Source organism: Paracoccus indicus (assembly GCF_003056335.1).
GTDB lineage: Bacteria > Pseudomonadota > Alphaproteobacteria > Rhodobacterales > Rhodobacteraceae > Paracoccus > Paracoccus indicus.
Genome location: NZ_PYWA01000005.1, coordinates 286,147 through 308,010 on the forward strand (window position 1 = coordinate 286,147; position 21,864 = coordinate 308,010).

At 67.7% G+C, this 21,864-nt stretch carries 18 protein-coding genes; 8 read left to right on the forward strand and 10 right to left on the reverse strand.

Features of this window, described 5'->3' with window-relative positions; translation table 11 throughout:
- Window positions 1-8 precede the first annotated feature (8 nt).
- A complete protein-coding gene (locus DDE75_RS10585) occupies window positions 9-1,379 on the forward strand; it encodes an aspartate aminotransferase family protein (protein WP_108502409.1) in 1,371 nt (456 codons plus the stop codon).
- 67 nt (window positions 1,380-1,446) lie between these two features.
- Here the strand turns inward: DDE75_RS10585 and DDE75_RS10590 are convergent, their stop codons facing one another.
- The 3 genes from DDE75_RS10590 to rpmG all read right to left on the reverse strand — a co-directional run bounded on the left by DDE75_RS10590 (window position 1,447) and on the right by rpmG (window position 3,147).
- Window positions 1,447-1,986: a nucleotidyltransferase family protein gene (locus DDE75_RS10590; protein ID WP_108502333.1), complete on the reverse strand. Its 540-nt coding sequence runs from the start codon at window positions 1,984-1,986 to the stop codon at window positions 1,447-1,449.
- Window positions 1,983-2,804, reverse strand: coding sequence for an XdhC family protein (locus DDE75_RS10595; RefSeq protein WP_162798981.1), 822 nt, complete (start codon window positions 2,802-2,804; stop codon window positions 1,983-1,985). Before DDE75_RS10595 ends, DDE75_RS10590 begins: the two co-directional genes overlap by 4 nt.
- A gap of 175 nt (window positions 2,805-2,979) precedes the next feature.
- The gene (gene rpmG / locus DDE75_RS10600) at window positions 2,980-3,147 is read right to left on the reverse strand and encodes a 50S ribosomal protein L33 (RefSeq protein ID WP_022707377.1); all 168 of its coding nucleotides are present in this window, start codon (window positions 3,145-3,147) and stop codon (window positions 2,980-2,982) included.
- A 245-nt stretch (window positions 3,148-3,392) separates the two neighbouring features.
- Between rpmG and DDE75_RS10605 the strand changes: the two genes are divergently transcribed.
- Complete coding sequence (locus DDE75_RS10605; RefSeq protein WP_108502410.1) at window positions 3,393-3,854, forward strand: (2Fe-2S)-binding protein; 462 nt, start codon at window positions 3,393-3,395, stop codon at window positions 3,852-3,854.
- A 1-nt stretch (window position 3,855) separates the two neighbouring features.
- Entirely contained in the window at window positions 3,856-6,030 is a 2,175-nt protein-coding gene (locus DDE75_RS10610) for a xanthine dehydrogenase family protein molybdopterin-binding subunit (RefSeq protein WP_108502335.1), read from the forward strand.
- Window positions 6,031-6,064: 34 nt separating this feature from the next.
- Here the strand turns inward: DDE75_RS10610 and DDE75_RS10615 are convergent, their stop codons facing one another.
- The 7 genes from DDE75_RS10615 to DDE75_RS10645 form a co-directional block, all read right to left on the reverse strand.
- Entirely contained in the window at window positions 6,065-7,015 is a 951-nt protein-coding gene (locus DDE75_RS10615) for a diguanylate cyclase (protein ID WP_108502336.1), read from the reverse strand.
- Window positions 7,012-9,810: a response regulator gene (locus DDE75_RS10620; protein ID WP_108502337.1), complete on the reverse strand. Its 2,799-nt coding sequence runs from the start codon at window positions 9,808-9,810 to the stop codon at window positions 7,012-7,014. The genes DDE75_RS10615 and DDE75_RS10620 overlap by 4 nt, the downstream gene beginning before the upstream one ends.
- Complete coding sequence (locus DDE75_RS10625) at window positions 9,807-10,178, reverse strand: hypothetical protein (RefSeq protein ID WP_162798982.1); 372 nt, start codon at window positions 10,176-10,178, stop codon at window positions 9,807-9,809. The genes DDE75_RS10620 and DDE75_RS10625 overlap by 4 nt, the downstream gene beginning before the upstream one ends.
- A gap of 127 nt (window positions 10,179-10,305) precedes the next feature.
- Window positions 10,306-12,447, reverse strand: a complete 2,142-nt coding sequence (locus tag DDE75_RS10630; protein WP_108502339.1) for a GumC family protein — start codon at window positions 12,445-12,447, stop codon at window positions 10,306-10,308.
- Window positions 12,444-13,568, reverse strand: coding sequence for a glycosyltransferase family 4 protein (locus DDE75_RS10635; RefSeq protein ID WP_108502340.1), 1,125 nt, complete (start codon window positions 13,566-13,568; stop codon window positions 12,444-12,446). Before DDE75_RS10635 ends, DDE75_RS10630 begins: the two co-directional genes overlap by 4 nt.
- A 56-nt stretch (window positions 13,569-13,624) precedes the next feature.
- Window positions 13,625-14,767: a glycosyltransferase family 4 protein gene (locus DDE75_RS10640; RefSeq protein ID WP_108502341.1), complete on the reverse strand. Its 1,143-nt coding sequence runs from the start codon at window positions 14,765-14,767 to the stop codon at window positions 13,625-13,627.
- On the reverse strand, window positions 14,764-15,735 hold the full coding sequence (locus DDE75_RS10645) for a glycosyltransferase family 2 protein (protein WP_245894697.1): 972 nt from the start codon (window positions 15,733-15,735) through the stop codon (window positions 14,764-14,766). The genes DDE75_RS10640 and DDE75_RS10645 overlap by 4 nt, the downstream gene beginning before the upstream one ends.
- 236 nt (window positions 15,736-15,971) lie before the next feature.
- On the opposite strand from DDE75_RS10645, the gene DDE75_RS10650 reads away from it, so the two are divergent.
- The 5 genes from DDE75_RS10650 to DDE75_RS10670 all read left to right on the forward strand — a co-directional run bounded on the left by DDE75_RS10650 (window position 15,972) and on the right by DDE75_RS10670 (window position 21,860).
- Window positions 15,972-17,264 carry an O-antigen ligase family protein gene (locus DDE75_RS10650; protein ID WP_108502342.1) on the forward strand — a complete coding sequence of 431 codons (1,293 nt, stop codon included), beginning with the start codon at window positions 15,972-15,974 and terminating at the stop codon, window positions 17,262-17,264.
- A gap of 192 nt (window positions 17,265-17,456) precedes the next feature.
- Window positions 17,457-18,284 carry a WecB/TagA/CpsF family glycosyltransferase gene (locus DDE75_RS10655; protein WP_108502343.1) on the forward strand — a complete coding sequence of 276 codons (828 nt, stop codon included), beginning with the start codon at window positions 17,457-17,459 and terminating at the stop codon, window positions 18,282-18,284.
- On the forward strand, window positions 18,281-19,606 hold the full coding sequence (locus DDE75_RS10660) for a sugar transferase (RefSeq protein WP_108502344.1): 1,326 nt from the start codon (window positions 18,281-18,283) through the stop codon (window positions 19,604-19,606). The genes DDE75_RS10655 and DDE75_RS10660 overlap by 4 nt, the downstream gene beginning before the upstream one ends.
- Before the next feature lie 32 nt (window positions 19,607-19,638).
- On the forward strand, window positions 19,639-20,676 hold the full coding sequence (locus DDE75_RS10665; protein ID WP_108502345.1) for a UDP-glucuronic acid decarboxylase family protein: 1,038 nt from the start codon (window positions 19,639-19,641) through the stop codon (window positions 20,674-20,676).
- On the forward strand, window positions 20,673-21,860 hold the full coding sequence (locus DDE75_RS10670) for a glycosyltransferase family 4 protein (protein WP_108502346.1): 1,188 nt from the start codon (window positions 20,673-20,675) through the stop codon (window positions 21,858-21,860). The genes DDE75_RS10665 and DDE75_RS10670 overlap by 4 nt, the downstream gene beginning before the upstream one ends.
- Window positions 21,861-21,864 lie beyond the last annotated feature (4 nt).

Here is a 21,864-nt window from a genome sequence, read left to right on the forward strand (position 1 = left end):
ATTCCGATATGCTGACCAATGATGAACTGGCCAAATGGGACCGCGAGAGCTTTTTCCATCCCTCGACCCACCTGGGGCAATTCGAACGCGGCGAGGCTCCGCAGCGCATCGTCACCGGCGGTGAGGGCGTCTTCATCCAGGACCGCGACGGCAACCGCCTGCTGGACGGTTTCGCGGGGCTTTACTGCGTGAACGTCGGCTATGGCCGCACGCAGATTTCCGAGGCCATCGCCAAGCAGGCGCACGAATTGGCCTATTACCACGCCTATGCCGGGCACGGGTCCGAGACCTCGATCACGCTGGCCAAGATGGTGATGGACCGCGCGCCCGAAGGCATGGCCCGCGTCTATTTCGGCCTTGGCGGGTCGGATGCCAATGAAACCAACATCAAGCTGGTCTGGTATTACAACAACATCCTGGGCCGCCCGAAGAAGAAGAAGATCATCAGCCGCTGGCGCGGTTACCACGGGTCGGGCTTGGTCACCGGCTCGCTGACGGGGCTTGAACTGTTCCACAAGAAGTTCGACCTGCCGCTGGAACATGTGATCCACACCGAGGCACCCTATTACTTCCGCCGCCCCGATGCCTCGATGTCCGAGGGCGATTTCACCGGCTATTGCGTCGACAAGCTGGAGGCCCTGATCGAGGCCGAGGGTGCCGACAACATCGCCGCCTTCATCGGTGAACCCGTGCTGGGCACCGGCGGGATCGTCCCGCCCCCCGCCGGTTACTGGCAGGCGATCCAGAAGGTCTTGGACAAGCACGACATCCTGCTGATCGCGGATGAGGTCGTCACCGGCTTCGGTCGCTTGGGCACGATGTTCGGGTCCGACCATTACGGCATGAAGCCCGACCTGATCACCAGCGCCAAGGGGCTGACCAGCGCCTATGCACCGCTGTCGGCTTCGATCGTCGGCCAGAAGATGTGGGACGTGCTGTCGCGCGGCACCGACGAAAACGGCGTGCTGGGCCACGGCTGGACCTATTCCGCGCACCCCATCGGGGCTGCGGCGGGCGTTGCCAACCTGAAGCTGATCGACGAGTTGGGCCTGGTCGAAAACGCCGGCAAGACCGGCGCCTATCTGAACCAGCGCATGCAGGCCGCCATCGGCAATCACGCCCATGTCGGCGAAGTGCGTGGCGAGGGCATGCTGTGTGCGGTGGAACTGGTCGCGGATCGCGACAGCCGAAAGTTCTTCGACCCTTCCGAAGGCAAGGGCGCCAAGGTCGTCGCCGCCATGCTGAAGCGCGGCGTCATCGCCCGCGCCATGCCTCAGGGTGACATCCTGGGCTTTGCGCCGCCGCTCTGCCTGACCGAGGCCGAGGCCGATCAGATCGTCGACGTCACCGCCGAGGCGCTTGCTGAAGTGCTGGGCTGATCTGCGTCCCGCGACGGCCGGGGGATTTGGCATCCCCCGGACCCCCTGCCCCCGCGCCTTCTTGGCGTCAGTCGGTCAGATCGGCGCGGGTGTCGATATCGATCAGCAGATCGGGCGCACGCACGAAAGCATCCTGAGGCAGATCGCGCAGAAGGCGGCCGGCACCCTGGTCGCCTTTCAGCGTCGCAAGGGCGGGCAGCATGGCGCGTGGGAAGCAAGCGGGCGGCAAGGGCGTCGCGCCGTCGTGGCTGGCTGCGATGGTATTGTCGCCTGCATGGTTCAGCACGGCGTCCAGATGCGCGGCCGTCACCCGCGGCATGTCGGCCAGCGCGATCAGCAGTCGGTCGGGCGCGCCAATGGCGGTCAATCCGGAGCGCAGGCTGTCCGATTGCTGCCCCTGTTCGATGCGGATGACGCGAAAGCCCTGCAAATGCGCCGCGACGGCATCGCTGGTGACGACGGCGACGCGATCATCCAGATCGGCGCTTCGCATCGCATCGGCGGCATGGGCCACCAAGGGCCGCCCCGCATAATCCGCCAGAAGCTTGTCCTCGGGTCCGAAGCGTCGGGATGCGCCTGCGGCCAGCAGCAGGCCGGTGCGGATCATCCGAAGCGGGCCTCGTATTCGGCCAGAACCTCGGTCAGGGTCGAGGCTGCGATCAGGCGTGGATCTCGTCCCCTCGCCACGACACCGATGGGGCCGCGCATCCGGTCCAGATCCTTGGGCGCGACGCCTTCCAGCGCCAGGGATTGCAGGCGCGCGTTCTGGGCGCGCCGCGACCCCAAGGCACCGACATAAAAGGCATCCGAGGCCAGAGCGCGCTTCAGCGCGGGCATCTCGCGGTCGTGGTCGTGGAACAGGGTGACGACGGCGCTATGAGCATCGGGCTTGGCCTCGGTCCCCAAGGTCGGGAAGCCCAAGGCCGCGACCAGCTGGGTCAGGGCCATCGCCTCGTCGCCCTCGCCGTGGATCTGGAAGGCCGGCGGCGGCGGCAGGGTCAGCTGGAAGCCCTGCCCCTGCGTGTCGCGCTGCGGCTTGCCGGTTTCCAGATCGACGTTCCAATGTCCGGTACGCCGCCGGATCCGGTCGTCCCAGATGGCGGACAACCAATCCGCGCAGGGCGCATGGATCAGCGCGATGCGCACTTGCCCGCCGCAGGGAAGCGGCAGGTCGATGGGGCCGCCTTCGCCATAGATCAGATGGGTCACAGGCTCGGTCCGGTCCAGATGGGCTGCGATATCGGCATCGATGCAGCCCGCGCCAAGCCGACCCACGCGCGTCCCGTCGGACCACAGCGCCATCATCGCGCCGGGCCGCCGCGGGAAGCCGCCCTTGGCGTCCGTCAGCATCGCCAGCGACCCGCCGGGGCGGGCCAGCAGCGCTTTCACGGGACAGTCGGCGGCGGCTGAGACAGGCAGGGTCATCGTCATGGTCGTAATCCGGCTGCGGGGAACAGACAAGGCAACGCGGCCCGGCCCTGATCGGATGCAAGAAAAGCACCGCCCCCCGCATTTTCAACCGCGCGGGGTCCCCGACATGCGAAAAGGGCCGCGATCCTTGCGGACGCGACCCATTTCGAAACGGTTGAAGGTGCAGATCTTACTTGATCTTGCCTTCCTTGTATTCGACATGCTGGCGCACGACGGGATCGTACTTACGCACGGTCATTTTTTCCGTCATCGTGCGGGCGTTCTTCTTGGTCACGTAGAAGTGGCCAGTGCCGGCGGTCGAGTTCAGCCGGATCTTGATGGTGGTCGGCTTCGCCATGTGTATCGCTCCTGCTTCGGGGCAATCGCGCGCCGCAAACCCCGTGGAATTCTTTATCGAAGCCGCCTTTTATCCGCCACCACGTCAGAGTCAACCGGCAAACGGCGAAAAACATCGCCCATGACGCAGTTGCCCGCGCCTCATGCAGCCCCCATGTTCAAGCGCCCCGCGCTGTGCGACACTGCGCGCCATGGATGCGGCCAAGGACTGCCTTGCCCCAGGATCACCGCACGAAGGATGAAGACATGCGTGAATTGCGCCTGAACGGAAAGACCGTCAAGGTCGAGGCCGAAAACGGCACCCCCCTTCTGTGGGTGATCCGCGACGAGTTGAAGCTGACCGGCACGAAGTTCGGCTGCGGCGTCGCCGCCTGCGGGGCCTGCACCGTGCACCTGGACGGCGAGCCCACCCGATCCTGCCAGACCTATGTCGAGGATCTGGACGGGGTCGAGATCACCACCATCGAGGCCATCTCGGGCGACCAGGTCGGCGCGGCGGTCCAGCAGGCCTGGACGGAACTGGACGTCGTGCAATGCGGATACTGCCAGTCGGGCCAGATCATGTCCGCCGTGGGCCTTCTGACAAGCAATCCCAGTCCGACGGCCGAGGAAATCGACACGCATATGTGGGGCAATGCCTGCCGCTGTGCCACCTATCAGCGCATCCGCGCGGGCGTGCAGCGCGCCGCCGAAATCCTGGAGGCGTAAGATGACCGTCCGCATGAACCGCCGCGGCTTCATCGCCACGGCCGCAGCCGCCGCAGCCGTCCTCTATGTCGGTATCAGCCCGAATGGCGCATTGGCCGCAAGCGGTGATGCCACCGCGCTGAACCCCTTCGTGCGCATCGATGCCGATGGCCGTGTCACCGCCATCATCAAGCATTTCGAGATGGGCCAAGGCCCCTCGACCGGGCTGACCACACTGATCGCCGAGGAGCTGGGCGTGACGATGGACCAGATCGGGTTCGAATTCGCGCCCTCGGACCCGCAGGTCTACAACAACCTGGCCTTCGGTCCGATGCAGGGAACGGGCGGTTCGACCGCCATGGCCAATAGCTTCATGCAATACCGCAATGCCGGCGCCGCCGCCCGTCAGGTGCTGATCGAGGCCGCCGCCGCCGAATGGGACGTCGATGCGGCCGGCCTGGACATCGTGGACGGCCGGATCACCGGCGGCGGCAAATCCGCCCCCATCGCCGATTTCGTCGCCGCCGCCGCCGCCCTGCCCGCCCCCGCCGAACCGCGCCTGCGCGGGCCCGACGAATGGCGGCTGATCGGCAAGGAGGGCACGGTCAAGCGCAAGGACACCCCCGCCAAGATCGACGGCACGGCGCAATTCGCCATGGACATGCAGCTGGACGACCAGCTGGTCGTCGTCATCGTCCACGCCCCGCGCATGGGGGCCACCGTGGCATCGGTCGATACCAGCGCGGCTGACGGCATGAGCGGGTTTGCGATGGCCAAGCCATTGCCGGACAATTCCGGCGTGGCGGTCTTTGCCGACACCACCTGGCAGGCCATTCGGGCGCGCGATGCGATCACGGTCGAATGGGACAATTCGGCGGCGGAAATGCGGTCCTCGGACCAGATCCGTGACGAATTGATCGCCGCCGTCAGCGACACCAGCACATGGGCGCCCAAGGGCGATCAGGCGCAGGTCGCCGCTGCCGTGGAGGGGGCTGCCAAGGTCATTGACCGGACCTTCTATTTCCCGCTGCTGGCCCATGCCCCGATGGAGCCGCTGACCTGCACCATCGAACCCACCGACAATGGCGGCGTCATCCTGCACGACGGCGCGCAATTTCCGACCTTCGGCCACATGACCCTGTCGCAGGTGCTGGACCTGCCGATGGAGAAGATCGCCATCCGCACCGTCATGGCGGGCGGGTCCTTCGGGCGGCGGGCGAATGCGACCTCGGACTACAACCGCGAATGCGCGATGGCCTTTGCGCTGACCGACCGCAGCCGTCCGGTGAAACTGGTCTGGACGCGTGAAGACGACATCAAGGGCGGCTATTATCGCCCCGCCTTCGCCCACCGCGTCCGCGTGGGCCTGAACGATCGGGGTGGCATCATCGGGTGGGATCACCGGATCGCGGGCCAGTCGATCATGAAGGGCACCTCGATGGAGCAGATGGCCGTGCATGACGGCGTCGATCATTCATCGGTCGAGGGGGTGGCCGATACGCCCTATGCCGTGCCCTCGATGTCGGTCGGCTTGTCGGATGTCGAAAAGGCCACCAGCGTCTTGTGGTGGCGGTCGGTGGGCCATTCCCACACGGCCTATGTGATGGAAAGCATGATCGACATGGTCGCGCAGGAAAGCGGTGCCGATCCGCTGGCGCTGCGGCTGTCGATGTTGCCCGGCGAAACACCCGCGCAGACCCGCATGGCGAGCGTCCTGAAGGCCGTGGCCGATATGGCCGACTGGTCGAACACGGGCGATCGTGCGCTTGGGCTGGCGGTGCATCATTCCTTCGGCAGCTTCGTGGCACAGGTCGCGCAGGTCTCGGGCGGCAAGGATGCGCCGGTCAGGATCGAGAAGGTCTTTGCCGCCGTCGATTGCGGCATCGCCGTGAACCCCGATGTGATCCGCGCCCAGATCGAGGGCGGCATCGGCTTTGGCATGGGGCATGCCATGCGCAACCAGATCACCCTGACCGAGGGCGAGGTCGATCAGTTCAACTTCCCCGACTATGAACCGCTGCGCATCTCCGACATCGGCGCGATCGAGGTTCAGGTCATGGCCTCGGCCGAGGCACCCTCGGGCGTGGGCGAACCGGGCGTGCCGCCTGCGGGTCCGGCGCTGGCCAATGCCATCGCCCGCGCGGGTGGGCCGCGCGTCACCGAACTGCCTATGATGACACAGGTGGATTTCGCCTGATGGCGATGGCCCGGCGCCCCGCGCGTCGGGCCGCCTAGCCTGCGGCGCGGGTCCGTTCGGTCAGTTGCAGGGGGCGCGGCGGTTCGATCACATGGCCGGTGACCTGGTTCCGCCCCGTCCTCTTGCCCTGATACAGCATCGCATCCGCGGTCGAGATCCACAGTTCCATCGACAGATCGGCGGCGCTGCGTCCCGTGGCGACACCCACGCTGATGGTGACGACGGGGCTGACGGCCGACCCCTTGTGGGGGATGCCCAGATCCTCGATCGCGCTGCGGATCTGTTCGGCGACATCCAGCGCGCCGTCGTGATCGGTGCGCGGCAGGATGCAGGCGAATTCCTCGCCTCCATATCGCAGGCAGACGTCGTCGCTGCGCCGCATGGCACCCTGCAGGGCATGGGCCACCCGGCGCAGGCAGCTGTCGCCTTCCAGATGGCCGTAGATATCATTGAACTGCTTGAAGAAATCGATGTCCAACATGATGAAGGACAGCCATTCGCCCTGTGCGGACAGGTGATGCAGCTGCGACTGCAGCAGCTCCTCCAGCAGGCGGCGGTTGCCAAGGCCCGTCAGCGCGTCGGTGGTTGCCAATGCCGAGAGCTGATCGCGCATGCGCTTCAGCTCGATATGGTTGCCGACGCGGCTGCGCAGCTTGATCGGCTGGATGGGCTTGGTGACATAATCGACGGCGCCGGCCTCGAAGCCGCGTTCCTCGTCCTCGGGCTCGTTCAGGCCGGTGGTGAAGATCACCGGCACCGTGCAAAGCACCGGGTCCTTCTTCAGCTGTCGGCAGACGGCATAGCCGTCCATTCCCGGCATGATGATGTCCAGCAGGATCAGGTCCGGCCGCGCGTTCATGGCCACCTGCAGCGCATCGGGACCGGACCTGGCAAAGCAGATCTCGTAGTCGTCCTCCAGCACGGCGGCCATCATCTCGATATTGGCGATCTCGTCGTCGACGATCATGATGACGGGTCGGCTCATGTCGCGGCCCCTTTCCTGTCGGTGCGCGGATCGGGCTGCATCTGGTCCAGCAGCAGGGCGGCGCGGGGGTAGTCCAGCTGCGACAGCGCATCCAGCAGCGGATGTTCGGCCCGCGCCTCGGCGCCCAGGCCCAAGGCATCGGCCAGCGCGTGAAATCCGCTGCGCGCCGACAGGCTGCGCCGGCGGATCTGGTCGCGCAGCGTCGCGATGGCGGGTTCAGCACCAGCCGTGGCCGGGGCCAGGGGCGTGGGGGCGACCGATGGCGCATCAAGGCTGCGGGCGGCGGCGATGGCCGGGATCAGCGCCTGCGACAGTTGCGCGATCATCCCGCGGGCTTCGGGGGCCTCGCCCCGATTCAGCGCCGCCTCGATCCGGCCCGCGAGGTCCGGGATGGATGGCAGCCCAAGCGAGCCCGCGACGCTTTTCAGCGTGTGTGCGCTGATGCTGGCCTCATCCGTGGCACCGCGGTCGATCATCTGATCCATCCGCGCCCCGACGTCGTCATAGGTTCGGCCGAATTCGACGATCAGCCGGTGCAGAAGTGCCGCCTTGCCGTTCATCCGGTTCAATGCCGCATCCAGATCGAAGGGAGGCAGGGCCACTGGCAATGCGCCCTTGGACGGTGCGGGCGCTGTGATCGGGGCAAGGGTGGGCAGCCATTTCGTCAGGGTCGCGATCAGCAGCGTCGGGTCGATCGGCTTCGAGAGGTGATCGTTCATCCCCGCCCCCAGGCAACGCTGGCGTTCCTCGTCATAGGCATGGGCGGTCAGCGCGATGATCGGCAAGTCGGTGGCAGAGATCGCCTGGCGGATGCGCCGGGTCGCCTCGACACCGTCCATGCGCGGCATCTGCACATCCATCAGCACAGCCGCGTAATCCGAGCCGCCGTTCAGGACCTTCTGGCAGGCGATGATCCCGTCATCCGCAACATCGACCTGCAGACCGGCGTCGGACAGCAGTTCGGTGGCGATCTCCTGGTTGATGGGGTTGTCCTCGACCAGCAGGATGCGGTGGCCCTTCAAGCCGCCCGGCAGTGCGGGCAAGGGTGGCAGCGGAGCAGACGACACCACCCGACCCGACGTACCGGGGAACAGGTGGTTCAGCGTCTCCAGCAGATGATGCGGGTCCAAGGGCTTGCGCAGCACGCCGCTGATGGCATGGCGATCGTCATCCTGGATCATGTCGTCGATGCAATAGGCGGTGACCATCAGCGTGATGGGCATCAGCGCCAGCTGCGTGCTGTTGCGCATGGCCCGCACGGTCTGCAAGCCGTCCATGCCGGGCATCTTCCAGTCCAGCAGCACCAGATCGTATGGGCGCCCCGCGACGGCTTCGCGTTCCAGCAGGGCCAGCGCCTCGGAGCCCGAGGACACCAGATCGCCCGTCAGCCTCCAGCGGTTCAGCAGCTCCTGGATGATGTCGCGCGATGCGGGGTTGTCGTCGGCCACCAGGATGCGCAGCGCGCGCAGGGCCGCATGGGGATGGGCCACAGCCTGCGCATTGGCCGAGGCCAGCAGCCACACCCGGAAGGTGAAGACGCTGCCGATGTCGGGCATGCTATCCACGGTGATCGCGCCGCCCATCTGTTCCACGATCTGCCGACAGATCGCCAGCCCCAGCCCCGTCCCGCCGAAGCGTCGCGTGGTCGAGCTGTCGGCCTGGGTGAAGGATGCGAACAGCTTGCCCTGCTGTTCGGGGGTCATGCCGATGCCGCTGTCGCTGACGGCGCATTCGATGCAGATGCGGTCGCCATCGCGTTCCGCCAGCCGCACCGCGACCGAGACGCGCCCCTCCTCGGTGAACTTGATGGCATTGTTCAGCAGGTTCAGGACCACCTGGTTCAGGCGCAACTCGTCCCCCGTCACCAGCGTCGGCACATCATCGGCAATGCGCATGCGGATGGTCAGGTTGCGGGCATGGGCGCTTTCGGCGACCAGCTGCACCTGACCCGAGATCGCCGCCCGCAGGTCGAAATCGCGCGATTCCAGTTCCAGGTTGCCGGATTCGTTCTTCGAAAAATCCAGGATGTCGTTGATCTGGCGCAGCAGCGACACGCCCGCGCTGTTCAGCTTGGTCACGTGATCGCGCTGGCGCGGCTGCAGGTCGCTGCGCTGCAACAGGTGGCTGAAGCCCAGGATCGCGTTGATCGGGGTGCGGATCTCATGGCTGACATTGGCCAGGAACATGCTTTTGGTGCGGATGGATTCCTCGGCGACGCGGTTGCGTTCCTCAAGCGCCAGGCTGCGGGCGACCAGCTCGTCGCTCATGACGCGGATGCGGGCGAAGGCGGTGCGGACCTTGTCGGTGACCCAGATCAGCACCGACATCTGGAACAGCACGATGGCCGCATGCAGCAACACGCGGGCCAGTTCGCCCTCGCCCGGGAAGACGGCGGCGGGCAGGACGTAAAGCAGCAGCAGATGGTGGATGGCGATGCCCGAGGCCGCCAGCACCAGCGCGCTGCGATCGAACCAGGCGATGTTCAGCGCCATGACCGCAAAAAAATACATGTGCATGTCCATCTGCCAGGGATGGCCCGCAAACAGCACCAGCAGGAAGGCCGGTTCCCCGATCAGCGCGATCCCCGCCAAATTGCGCGAGATGCGCACGTTGCCGAAACGCCGCCACGTCAGGTGATAGAGCCCCGCCAGCGCCGCCCCCCAGGCCGTGGCCTGCCAGACGGGCATGACGTGGTTCCATGCCGCCGCCGCCGCCAGCACGGGCACATGCGCCCACAGCAGCCAGACAAGCATACCGCCAAAGCGTTCGCGCAGGATCTGGATCTCATCAGTCATGGGCGGGCCCCCCGTTCATCGGTGAAGCAGCCCAGCAGCCGCGACGAGGGCAGCACCGCCCAAGCCCCCTGTGCTTTCAGGGCATCGCGGAAATCCGGATCCTCGGATGCGGCGATGGCGATGCCGCGCAGCCCGCCCAGACCCACGACGCCGCCCCCCGCGCGATAGACGAGGTCGGTCAGCCGCGCGCCCCCTGCCCCCGGTGCCAGCACCAGATACTGTCCCTGCACCGGCGAAACGGCCAGCGTCGCCACCGCCAATGCCACGACCCCGGCCAGCAGCAGCGCCAGCGCGGGGGCGAAGTCCATCCAACCGGCCGAAGGTTCGTCCAAGGGGTCCGTCGCGGAGCCGTTGCGTAGATTCGACATGTCACGTCCCTGCTGCTGCGTTATGTGCAGTCTAGTGTCGGGGACTGTCGGATGTCTTAACGCGCGCCCTTTCGGAAGCCGAAGAACGCTGACGTTTCAATTCAAATGCCACCTAAAGTTGTGGCATTCAGCCCAGGGGATGGACCTTGGCCCGGCCTGCCTGCACCCGCGACAGCTGCGCGGCCAGGGGGGCGTCGCGGAAACCGCTGCGGGCATGGCGGCGCAGGTTCACGCCCACCAGCGCCATCAGCACGCGCGCATCGCTGGCCGCGATCAGACGCTCGGCCGACAGGCGAACCAAGTGGCGCGGCGTGCGCCCCCAGGTCGCGACCAGAAGCGACCGCGCCGTCATCACCGCCAGTTGAAGCGTCACCCCCGACGACAGCGCGGCGGGTGCATCGAAGATGACGATGCTGTCGCTGTGACTGCCGTGGTCCATGAGCGACCTGATGCGATCGGCCAGGGGCGGGTTGGGACCGATGCCGATGTCGTCCAGTCGCACCAGCCGCAGCATGGTGCCATCATCCTTGGGGGCGTGCTGCACGGGTTCGGGCAGCCCTGTGGCGGGGTGGCAATCGACCAGCAGCACCCGCCGTCCCATCGCGTTCAGCCCAAGCGCCAGCGCCGAGGCGGTCACCGTGGCATCGCCCTCGCGCCCTGCCGGACAGACGAGGATGCTGAGCGGGATCGCCCCGCGCGACTGCGACTGGATCATCACCAGCATCGAGCGCAGGGCGTTCGCGAAGGGATGCTGGGGCTCGCGGCGGATCAGGCGGGTCAGGTTGCGCGCCTCGCGCCGGCGCAGACGGGGCAGCATGCCGACGGGCACGGTGTCGGGGGTCATGCGCAGCTGGTCGCCGCTGCGGGTGCTGCGGTCCATCAGCTCGGACAGGCCCACGACCATCAGCGCCGCGAAACCCGCCAGCACGATCGTCACCGCCAGATAGACCTTGCGCCCGCGCCCCTGCGGGGCCAGCGGCGGGGTAGCGGGCGACAGGACCTCGACCTTGACGGCGGGGACGTCGGCATCCTCGCGCAGGGCGCGCTGCCGGTTCTGCAGGCGGGCCAGGGCCTCGGCCTCGGCTGCGACGCCGCGCAGCATGTCGGCAAGCTCCAGCTCGGCCAGGTTGCGTTGCGACAGCCCGCCCTGCGCCTGTTCCAGCTGTTCCTGCACCGCCTCCAGGTCCGCCCGGTTCGCCTGAAGCGCCGCCTGGACCGAGGTGCCATAGACCTGCGCCGCGCGCCTGATCTGGTCGCGGGTGGTGGCGATGCGTTCCTCGGTCAGGTCGATGCCGCCGTATTGCGCGCCGTATTTCGCCTGCCGTTCGGCCAGGGCGTGCTGCTGTTCCTGCAACCCGTCGCGCAGGGCGGTCAGGCTTTCGGGCTCCCCCGGCAGCGGCACCAGCGGCATGCGGTCGGTGTCGGGGATCATCGCCAGCGTCGCCGAAAGCGCCGCCTGCTGTTGTTCCAGCTGGTCGCGGCGCGATGTCAGCGCGATGATCGTCTGGCTGCTGGACGATCCCCCCGGCGTGGCCGTCAGCCGGTTCAGGCGCTGGAACTCGCGCGCGCGCGCCAATTCGTCATCATAGGCCTGCTGCTGACGCGCGATGCGCGGGCCCAGCCATTCCAGCCGGGTCTGCAGCTGGTCGCGCTGCAGGGCGTTGCGCTGTTCGACATAGGTCTGCACGGTCAGATTGGCGATATCGGCGGCGCGCTGCGGATCGCCCGCCTTGAACGCCAACCCCACGACATCGGGCGCCCCCTCGCGCCGCACCCACAAACGCGAGGCGAAGGCGTTCAGCCGCTGTTCGGTCGGGTCCTGGACGGCGGGGGCATCGGGCTGGGGCGTCCCGATCCATCCGCGCAGCCGCGTGACCATGCGGCTGGCAAGGCCCGGTTGCGCGGGGGCCAGTTCGGGCGTCTGCGGCAGGTCCAGCCGGTCGATCACCGCCTGGATGTTCTGGCGCGAGGTCATGCGCTCCAGCTCGGTCTCAAGATTGAATTCCGTGGTTTCGTCGCGGGGCAGGTAATCGGGCTGGGTCATGATCAGCCGGGTGCTGGCCACATAATCCTTGGGCATGGCCATGATCAGCGGCACGGCGGCCGCCGTCAGCGTGATGGTGATGGCCGTGATGGGCAGCATGCGCCGCCGGATCAAACCGAAAAGCGCGGTCCATTCGATGGCGACGCCGTCCCCTTGGTCCTGCGCCGCGGCCTGCCGCGCACGGGCCCCTTCGGTACGGATTCGCGTGGGAAACTGATCGTTCATGCCAACTCTCGCTTGGGTAGGGGGCGGGCCGCAAGATCGCCGTGCAGGTCCGACAGGCGGGCGACATAACCGCCGATCTCCATCCGGGACAGGAACAGCGCCCGCCCCGCATCGGCCAGCCGCTGTCGCAGCGCGGGGTCCGCGATCAGCCGGGCCAACGTATCGGCCAAGGCGTCCGCATCGCCGACGGGCACGAACAGGCAGGTCCGGTCGTGGGTCAGCACTTCGTCGTGGGCGCCGACGCGGGTGGTGACGACGGCCATGCGATGGGCCAGCCCCTCGATCACGGCCATGGCCATCCCTTCGGCATGCGAGGGCAGCACGAGGATGTCGCCTTCGTCGCACAGGGCGCGGGCGCGGGCTTGGTCGATCCAGCCGGGGATCTGCACGCGACCCGCCAGCCCCAGGTCGGCGACCTGCGCCCGGATGTCGTCCAGCGGGCCATCTCCGGCCAGCGTCGCGACCCATGGCAGGTCACGCAACTGCGCCAGCGCCGACAGCAGCTCCGGCACGCCCTTGCGCGCGCCCAGCTGTCCCAGAAAGACGATGCGGCATGGTCCACCCGAGGGCGCGCTTGCCTGCGGGTGCGGGTCGGGGACGCAGTTGCGCAGCACCGTGATGCGATCCGGGGCGACGCCCAGCAGGTCGCGGACGGTGGCCTGATCACGCCCGCCCAGCACGATGACGCGCTGCGCCCGGCGGAACATGCGGCGGATTGCGGCCTGTTGCCACTGGGGGCGGCGGGCCAGATCGGCGGCATAGTCGAAGTCGTGCAGATGCAGCACATGCCCCTGCCCCAGCAGGCGCGCGACCTGCGACAGGATCAGCTTGCGCGCGGTGCTGCCCCGCCCCGCGACATGCAGGTGCTGCAGCCGGTCGCGGCCCGCGATCCTGTCGCCGATCATCGCAAGGATCGCCCCCGCCAGCATCACCCCCGACCGCAGGGGCCGGAACCGCATCCCGCGCGTGTCCTGCACGCGGTGGCGATAGGGCGCGGGATCGGCCTGGATCACATAGCCCGCCAGCCGCCCGATGCCGCCGCCATGTTCGCAGCCGCCCGCGATATGGTGGCGCACGATGCAGGGGCTGCGACCCTGTCCGGGCTGGTCTGAACGGGTCATCTGGTCATCCTGTCGCGTTGAGCCTGAACAATCATGGGGCCCGGGGCCTATCGGACTCAATCTGGCCGCCTGATATGGCGGGCATCCCTTCGGTCAGGGACATGACCCCTTTGGCGGATGCGGTCGTAAAGCTGCACCATCTGCGCGCCCACGCGGTCGGGGCGGACGGGACCGTCGGCCCATGCCGCAGCCCCCTGCGCCAGACGTTGGCGCAAGGCCGGATCGTCGTGCAGCAGCGCAAGGGCATCGGCCAGGGCGGCGGGATCGCGCGGCGGCACCACCAGCCCGGCCCCTGCGGCGCGGACGGTGCCGCCCAATTCGCCGACATCGGTGACGACGACCGGCTTGGCGAAGGTCGCCGCGACCATCAGCACACCGCTCTGCGAGGCCTCGGCATAGGGCAGCACCACCACGTCGCAGTCATGAAACAGCCGCGAGGCCTGTTCGTCGGGGATGAACCCGTGGTGGATTACATAGCGCGCCGGATCGCCCATCAGGTGGCGCAGATCGTTCGGATCGTCGCCGCGTCCCGCCAGCACCAGTTGCAGAACGGGGATGCGGTCGCCCAGCAAGGCCTCGGCCCGCAGAAGGTCGTCGACCCCCTTGTAGGCGAACATCCGGCCGAACAGCAGCACCTTCAGCCCCGGGCGAGGCGGCGGCGCAGGCAGGTCGTGCGCCGCCTCGGCATAGCGGGTGATGGTGGGATGGGGCACGACATGGACGCGCGCGGGCGATTTGCCGAAACGCGCGGCGGCGGCGGCGCGCAGGCCGGCGCCATGGACCAGCAGATCGTCAGACTGCCGCGCCATCAGCCGCGCGCCCCAATCGGGCAGCTGCAAGGTCTCTCGGTCGCCCGGATGGGGGGTGACGTCATGCACCGTGGTGATCAGGGCCGCATGACGGCGCAGAAACGGCGCGATAGCGTTCAGCCAGACCGTCGTGTTGCTGAGGACGTGGATCACGTCTGGCCGCGCCCGCCGCACCAGCCGCATCATCCGGGCCAGCAGGGCGATATTGCGCATCGACCGCGTGCGGGGCCAATCCATCAGCCGCAGATCGACCGCCGGGTCCAGCCAGCGCTCAAGCCCCCGGTAAAGCCGCGCAGGCGCGATCAGCGTCACCTGCGCGTGGGCTGCCAGCCCGTTGGCACAGGCGATGGTGTGATCGACGGGACCGGGGGCGATCAGCAGGACCCTCATGCCGGATCGACCGTCTGGCGCAGGCGCAGGGTGCGCAGCGCGTCCCGTCCCCGACGCAGCACATGCGGTTCGCCCGCAAAGCGCAGTCCGCGCAGGAACAGGCGCGTTCGGTCGGCAAGGCCAATCGGGCGCAAGCGCGACGCGGCGACGAAATGCGGAAAATGGTCGGCCATGTCCAGCCGCCAGCCCAGATCGCGGGCGGTCAGGAAAGCGTTCAGCTCCTCGACCGTGGCTTCCCAATGGGCCATGCGACGGCGCAGCATCGGCGCATCGTCGCTGGCGCGGTGCCAAGTGTTGTCATGGATGCGGTAGCCGCCCAAGGCCTGCGGCAGGGCGACGATCGGAAAGACAAAGGGGATCGCCCCCACCAGCCATGCATCGGCCGAGATGCGGAACCGCGCGGGGATCGCGCCGACGCAATCCCAGGCCTCGCGTCGGACTGAAATGGCCGAGGTCATCGGAAACGGCCAGACCCCCGCCGATCGCGCCATGCGCGGGGCGATGTCGCCTTGGCACAGCGTCCGCGGGATCGGTGGCCCAAGGGGGGCATCGTCGTTCCCCGTCGGCTGCAGCCGGTGATAGACCAGCCCCGCCTCGGGGGTGTCGGCAAAGGCACTGGCGATGGCCGCCAGCTTGCCCGGCATGAACCAGTCGTCCGCGTCCAGAAAGCACAGTATCGCCCCCCGACTGGCCGCCACCGCCGCATTCATCGCCGCCGCCTGCCCCTGGTTGCGTTGCAGGACCGCGCGCACCGCATGGCCGTAATCCGCGATCACCTGTCGGGAATCATCGGTGGATCCGTCGTCGACGACGATGACCTCGAAGCTGACGCCTTGCTGCGAGAGGGCGCTGTCGATGGCCCGCGCGACATAACGGCCATAGTTGTAGTTGTTAATCAACACGCTGATTTCCGGGGCGGGCATGGGCTTCTCCGGCTCGGAGGACAGGGTGGGCCGGGTCGGGATCATCCGCAGGCCTTGCCGGAAACGATAAGCGATGCCCGCCTTGCCCCGACAGCGGTCCGAATGGGGCCGCGGCGGCGCAACCGACACCTCCGAAAGGTGAAGGTTGGGGGGTGACGATGCCACCTTGGGTCATGGGGATGGCCGATGGTGACCCGTGCGGGGTGACGGGCAGGAACGCTAGGCTGAGGGGCATCGCCCGCCTGCAAGGGATGGGCATGCCATTCCCCCAAGGGCCCGCCATGACCGCAGCGACCGATCACCCAAGCCATCTGCCTGCCAGCTTTCACGACTATCTTGAAGGCCAGGGGACCGCGCGAGGCCGTTCCGGACGGCTGGCCGGGGCGGCGGTCTGGATGACGCTGGTGATCCTGTCCGGCGCGCTGCTGCCTTTGCTGGCGACATCGGGGGCGGGGCTGGACGATCGGGCGCGATCGCTTCTGCGGCTCAGCGTGTTGCCGGTCTATGCCACGACGCTGATCCTGGCCATGCGCCATACCCAGGCGGTCGCACGGTCGATCCTGCGCAGCGCGCCCCTGCTGGCGCTGGTCGGGTTTCAGTTCGCGACGGTGCTCTGGTCGATCGGCCCCTCGATCAGCCTGCGCCGGGCGGTGGCGCTGGCGCTGACGCTGCTGCTGTCGCATGTGCTGGCGGTGGCCTTCACGCCGCGGCGGCTGCTGTGGCTGGTGGCCAGCGCGCTTGGCACCTGCATGCTGGGCAGTCTGGCGATGATGGCGCTGCAGCCCTCGCTGGCCTTCGTGCCGGGTGACGGGGCGCTGCGCGGCATCTATCAGAACAAGAACGTGCTGGGCTGGGTGGCGGGTATCGCCACCGTGGCGGGGGTGATCCTGGCCTGCGACAAGGGGGGCGACCGCCGCAGGGCCGGTGCGATGATCGCCGCCGTCTCGGTTGCCTGCCTGATCCTGTCGCAATCCTCGACGGGGTTGCTGGCGGCGGCGGGAGCGCTGATCGTGGCGGGGTTCCTGGTGCTGCTGGGACGTGCGCGCGGGCTGGGGCGGGCGCTGCTGATGGTGGCCTTCATGGTGGCGGCGGGGATAACGCTGATCTTCCTTGGCCTGCTGCTGGTCCCCTTGCTGGAGGCCTTGGGCAAGGACGCCACCCTGACGGGCCGCGTTCCCATGTGGCATCTGATCGACATGCGCATCGCCGACCGGCTGTGGCTGGGCCACGGGTATCAGGTCTTCTGGACCATGGGCAACCAAGATGCCTGGGTGATCTGGGGCCAGATCGGATGGCTCAGCCCGCATGCCCACAGCGGATACCGCGACATCCTGCTGGGGTCGGGACTGGCGGGCGCGGTGCTGACGGCATGGGCCATCATCCCCGCCGTGCGCGGCGCGGCGCGGCTGACGCTGCTGCGACCCGGGCAAGGCTGGCTGTGGCCCTGTGTCTTCATGGCGCAGATCCTGATCCTGAACCTGACCGAGACCACCCTTCTGGCCCAGAACGGCCTGCAATGGACGCTGATGGGCACGATGATCGCCCTGACGTCCAACCACGCCCGCCGCCGCTGACAGGCCCATACGCAGGGTCAGGTCGCATCTACGCCTTTGGGACAGGTTCCGCCCAAAGGGCTAGCCCGCAGCCGTCCCCAAGGGCGCTTTCGTCGGCACCCCCTGCCCCACGCGCCCCGAACGGCCAAGTATCTGCATATCCCGCGCAGGCTTAGTTTCGGACCTGACGATCAACCCGAACGGGGGCGCAACATGACGACCGACCACCAGTGGCAAGACCCGGTGAAGACCACGAACGTCCTTGGACTGCGCGTCGCCGCGCTGACCCGCAAGGGCGCCGTTTCGCGGATTCTGGCGGATGTGCGGGACGGGCGACGCGGCTATGTCTGCGTGTCCGGCGCCCATAGCGTCATCGAATGCCGCGCCGACCCGGAGCTGGCACGCATCCACAACCGCGCCACACTGACCGTGGCCGACGGAATGCCCCTGGTCTGGGCGCTGCGCAGCGATGGCCACAACCAAGCCGAGCGGATCTATGGCCCCGACCTGATGCTGTCGGTCATCGACGCCAGCCAAGACAGCGGCATCGGACATTTCCTTTACGGCACCACGCCCGAGGTGCTGGACCAGCTGCGGGCGAACCTGCAGCGCCGCTTTCCCGGCGCGCATGTCGCGGGCAGCTTCGCGCCCCCCTTCCGCCCCCTGACCGCCGATGAGGAAACCGACATCGCCCACATGATCGACGACAGCAACGCAGGCATCGTCTGGGTCGGCATCGGATGCCCCAAGCAGGAACGCTGGATGGCGCGGATGCGCGACCGGCTGCAGGCACCGATGCTGATCGGCGTCGGCGCAGCCTTCGACTTTCACGCAAAGGGCAAGCTGCAGGCACCAGCCGTCATGCAGCGCAACGGGTTGGAATGGCTGTTCCGCCTGGTGACCGAGCCGCGACGCCTGTGGCGACGCTATGCCCGCACCGTGCCCGCCTATCTGCTGTTGCGCGGATTGCAGCGCAGCGGGTTGCGCCGCTTTCCCATAGCCCACGACCCCGACCACATGCCCCACAGGATGCAACCATGATCAGTTCGGACAGATTGCAGGGAACCCCCGTCACGGCCTTTGCCACGCAAGCGGACCACAGGACGCGCGCCGCCCTGTCGCGCAATGCGGTCATGGTCCTGACGGAAACGGCGGTGCTGGTCCTGGCCATGCAGATCACATCGGGGCTGGCGCATGCATCCGCATTGATGCCCGCCGCGATCACGCTGCTGGCCGTCCGGCTGCTGCTGGGGCTGGTGCCTGGGCGGGGGCTGCACCCGCATGAGATCATGCGCCGCAGCGTCGCCGCCGTGCCCATCGCGGCGGGCATCTGCATCATGCTGCCCGCGCTGCAGGGCGACACCGATCACGCCGTGGCCATCGCGCTGTTCCTGCTGGTGGCGCTGGTGCTGCAATATCCGGCGCGAATGATGGCGGTGGCGCTGCTGCACCGGGCGGGACTGTGGACGATCAACGCCCATGTCATCGCAGATCCGGCCATCTCTCCGCTGATCGAGACCTTCTTTCGCCGCAACTGGCGCTATGGGTTGATGCCCGACGCCAGCCGCCCGGCCTCGGTCGCGCTGGTGGCCGATGACGCGCTGGCCCGCCCCGAGGCGCTGCCTGCCAGCTATGCGCAGGTCTTCGTGCTGGCCGATACGCCGCAGCTTCGGATCTCGGGGCTGCATGCCGCGAACGCGGGCGGGGCCATCGGTCTGCGGGTCAAGCATCTGCGCCCCGGCATCGGTGCCGACCGGTTGAAGCGGGCGATGGATCTGGCCATCGCGGTGCCGATGATGGTGATCGCGCTGCCCTTCATCGCGCTGGCCGCCCTTGCGATCTGGATCGTCGATCCCGGTCCCGTCTTCTATGCCCAACCGCGCGAGGGTCTGAACGGCAGCGTCCTGAAGGTGCTGAAGCTGCGCACCATGTATCGCGATGCCGAAACCCGGCTGCAGGACCTGCTGCAGGCCGACCCCGAGGCCCGCGCCGAATGGGCCGCGCATTTCAAGCTGAAGAAGGACCCCCGCGTCCTGCCCTTCGTCGGCTGCTTCCTGCGCCGGTCCAGCATAGACGAGCTGCCGCAGCTGCTGAACGTCATCATGGGCGGCATGAGCGTCGTCGGACCCCGCCCCTTCCCCGAATACCACCTGGCCGCCATGCGCCCCGAGTTCCGCCGCAAGCGCTGCAGCGTGCCGCCCGGCATCACCGGGCTGTGGCAGATCTCGGAACGCAGCCAGGCCGATCTGGCCCAGCAGGAACAGCTGGACGCCTTCTACATCGACAACCGCTCGGTCTGGCTGGACCTGTCGATCCTGCTGCGCACCCTGCCCGCCGTCATCCTTGGGCGCGGCGCCTGCTGACACCAATCCCACGTTTCTGGAAAGGACACGCCATGTTTCGAAGCAAACGCATTCTTGTCACCGGGGGCGCAGGGTTCCTTGGATCGTTTCTGTGCGACAGCCTGCTGGCCGACGGCCACGAGGTGATCTGCTTGGACAATTTCCACACCGGGTCGCGCACCAACGTCCAGCATCTGCACGGCCACCCCCGGTTCGAGATCATGCGCCACGACGTGACCGTCCCCATCCACGCCGAGGTCGACGAGATCTTCAACCTCGCCTGCCCCGCATCGCCCGTGCATTACCAGACAGACCCGGTGCAGACCGTCAAGACCAACGTCCACGGCGCGATCAACGTGCTGGAACTGGCGCGGCGGCTGAAGGCGCGGATCTTTCAGGCCTCGACCAGCGAGGTATACGGCAACCCGCTGGTCCATCCGCAGGTCGAAAGCTATGCGGGCAACGTGAACCCCATCGGCCATCGCGCCTGCTATGACGAGGGCAAGCGCTGCGCGGAAACGCTGTTTTTCGATTACCACCGTCAATACGGGGTCCAGATCCGGGTCGCGCGCATCTTCAACACCTATGGCCCGCGGATGCTGCCCGACGACGGGCGGGTCGTGTCGAACTTCATCGTGCAGGCGCTGCGCGGCGATCCGATCACCATCTATGGCGAAGGCCAGCAGACCCGGTCCTTCTGCTTCGTCGACGACCTGATCCGCGGTTTCCGCGCGCTGATGGATGCGCCCGACGACGTGCTGCTGCCGATCAATCTTGGCAACCCGTCGGAATTCACCATCCGCCAGCTGGCCGAACTGGTGATCGAGATGACCGGATCGCGGTCGCGCATCGTCTTCAACCCCCTGCCGCAGGATGATCCGCAGCAACGCAAGCCCGACATCTCGCGCGCGGCGGATCAGCTGGGGTGGCGACCGGCGGTATCGCTGCGCGAGGGGCTGAGCCAGACCGTCGCCTATTTCGACCAGATGCTGTCGCAGCGCGTCCACAGCCATGTCGCGGCCTCGGTCCCGATCCAGAGCGGAGCGCGCATGCTGGTCAACGGCTTTGCCACCGGACGGAGCCTGGCGTGAAAATCCTTGTCTTCGCCCACCGGTTGGATCTGGGCGGGACACAGGCCCATGCGATCGAGATGGCCGCGCGTCTGCGCGACCGTCACGGATACCGGATCGTCTTTCATGCCGGGGCGGGCCCGCTGCAGCCGATGATGAAGGAACACCGGCTGCCGCTGGTCGTCGCGCCCGATGCGCGCTTCCAGCCGTCCCTGGCGCGAATGCGGGTGCTGCGCGACCTGGTCGCGCGCGAAAAGCCCGACCTGATCCATGCCTGGGATGCCTGGCAGGGGGTCGAGGCCTTCTGTGCCGTCCATATGACCATGCAGGTGCCGCTGATCATCAGCGATATGGGCATGACATTGTCGCACATGCTGCCGCGTCAGGTGACGACCACCTTCGGCGTGCTGGCCGTCCAGCAGCAGGCCCGGCAACAGGGCTGGCAGCGGTCGGCGCATCTGCCCCTGCCCGTCGATCTGATGCGCAACGCCCCCGATGCCATCGACCGCCGACAGGCGCGCGACTTCATGGGGGTGGGACAGGATGATCTGCTGATCGTGGCGATGGCCCGGTTGACCCACAGCATGAAGGCGGAATCGCTGCTGCACATGATCGAATGCCTGCGCCGCATCGGGCGCCATCTGCCGTTGCGGCTGGCGATCATCGGGGACGGGGGCGCGCGGGCCGAGTTGCAGCACATGGCCACCCGCGCCAACCGTGAATTGGGCCGCAAGGCGATCAGCCTGCGCGGTGCGATGACCGACCCGCGTGCCGCCTATGCGGCCTCGGACATGGTCATCGGGATGGGAGCCACGGCGCTGCGGGGGATGGCCTTCGGCAAGCCGGTGATCGTGACCGGAGACCTGGCCTTCGCGCGTCTGTTCGATCCCGGCACCTCGGCCTGGTTCACGGCCAACGGGCTGCACGGGGTGGGCGACGACGACGACGGCCAGGCGATGCAGCGGCTGATCGTGCAGCTGGCCTCGGACCCGCAACTGCGCGACAGGTTGGGCCGCTTCGGGCGCGATCACGTCGCCCGCCATCACGATCTGGACCGCCTGTCGGACGATCTTGCCGCGCTGTGCCGCACCGCGCGGGATGTGCCGCCGCAGCCGACGGTCGGCGGCACGATGCGCTCGGCGGTCGTCTACCTGCGCGAACGGCGCTTTCGCCGGTCCTGCTTCCGGGGCCTGGGCGAAACCTGAACCC

What these genes read in the sequence shown, in the direction of transcription:
- DDE75_RS10610 (WP_108502335.1), top strand. Translation starts at nt 3,856, where the DNA reads ATGACCGTCCGCATGAACCGCCGCGGCTTCATCGCCACGGCCGCAGCC.
- DDE75_RS10630 (WP_108502339.1), bottom strand. Translation starts at nt 12,447, where the DNA reads ATGAACGATCAGTTTCCCACGCGAATCCGTACCGAAGGGGCCCGTGCG.
- DDE75_RS10645 (WP_245894697.1), bottom strand. Translation starts at nt 15,735, where the DNA reads ATGATCCCGACCCGGCCCACCCTGTCCTCCGAGCCGGAGAAGCCCATG.
- DDE75_RS10605 (WP_108502410.1), top strand. Translation starts at nt 3,393, where the DNA reads ATGCGTGAATTGCGCCTGAACGGAAAGACCGTCAAGGTCGAGGCCGAA.
- DDE75_RS10640 (WP_108502341.1), bottom strand. Translation starts at nt 14,767, where the DNA reads ATGAGGGTCCTGCTGATCGCCCCCGGTCCCGTCGATCACACCATCGCC.
- DDE75_RS10665 (WP_108502345.1), top strand. Translation starts at nt 19,639, where the DNA reads ATGTTTCGAAGCAAACGCATTCTTGTCACCGGGGGCGCAGGGTTCCTT.
- DDE75_RS10590 (WP_108502333.1), bottom strand. Translation starts at nt 1,986, where the DNA reads ATGATCCGCACCGGCCTGCTGCTGGCCGCAGGCGCATCCCGACGCTTC.
- DDE75_RS10585 (WP_108502409.1), top strand. Translation starts at nt 9, where the DNA reads ATGCTGACCAATGATGAACTGGCCAAATGGGACCGCGAGAGCTTTTTC.
- DDE75_RS10615 (WP_108502336.1), bottom strand. Translation starts at nt 7,015, where the DNA reads ATGAGCCGACCCGTCATCATGATCGTCGACGACGAGATCGCCAATATC.
- DDE75_RS10595 (WP_162798981.1), bottom strand. Translation starts at nt 2,804, where the DNA reads ATGACCCTGCCTGTCTCAGCCGCCGCCGACTGTCCCGTGAAAGCGCTG.
- DDE75_RS10625 (WP_162798982.1), bottom strand. Translation starts at nt 10,178, where the DNA reads ATGTCGAATCTACGCAACGGCTCCGCGACGGACCCCTTGGACGAACCT.
- DDE75_RS10620 (WP_108502337.1), bottom strand. Translation starts at nt 9,810, where the DNA reads ATGACTGATGAGATCCAGATCCTGCGCGAACGCTTTGGCGGTATGCTT.
- DDE75_RS10655 (WP_108502343.1), top strand. Translation starts at nt 17,457, where the DNA reads ATGACGACCGACCACCAGTGGCAAGACCCGGTGAAGACCACGAACGTC.
- DDE75_RS10650 (WP_108502342.1), top strand. Translation starts at nt 15,972, where the DNA reads ATGACCGCAGCGACCGATCACCCAAGCCATCTGCCTGCCAGCTTTCAC.
- DDE75_RS10660 (WP_108502344.1), top strand. Translation starts at nt 18,281, where the DNA reads ATGATCAGTTCGGACAGATTGCAGGGAACCCCCGTCACGGCCTTTGCC.
- DDE75_RS10635 (WP_108502340.1), bottom strand. Translation starts at nt 13,568, where the DNA reads ATGACCCGTTCAGACCAGCCCGGACAGGGTCGCAGCCCCTGCATCGTG.
- rpmG (WP_022707377.1), bottom strand. Translation starts at nt 3,147, where the DNA reads ATGGCGAAGCCGACCACCATCAAGATCCGGCTGAACTCGACCGCCGGC.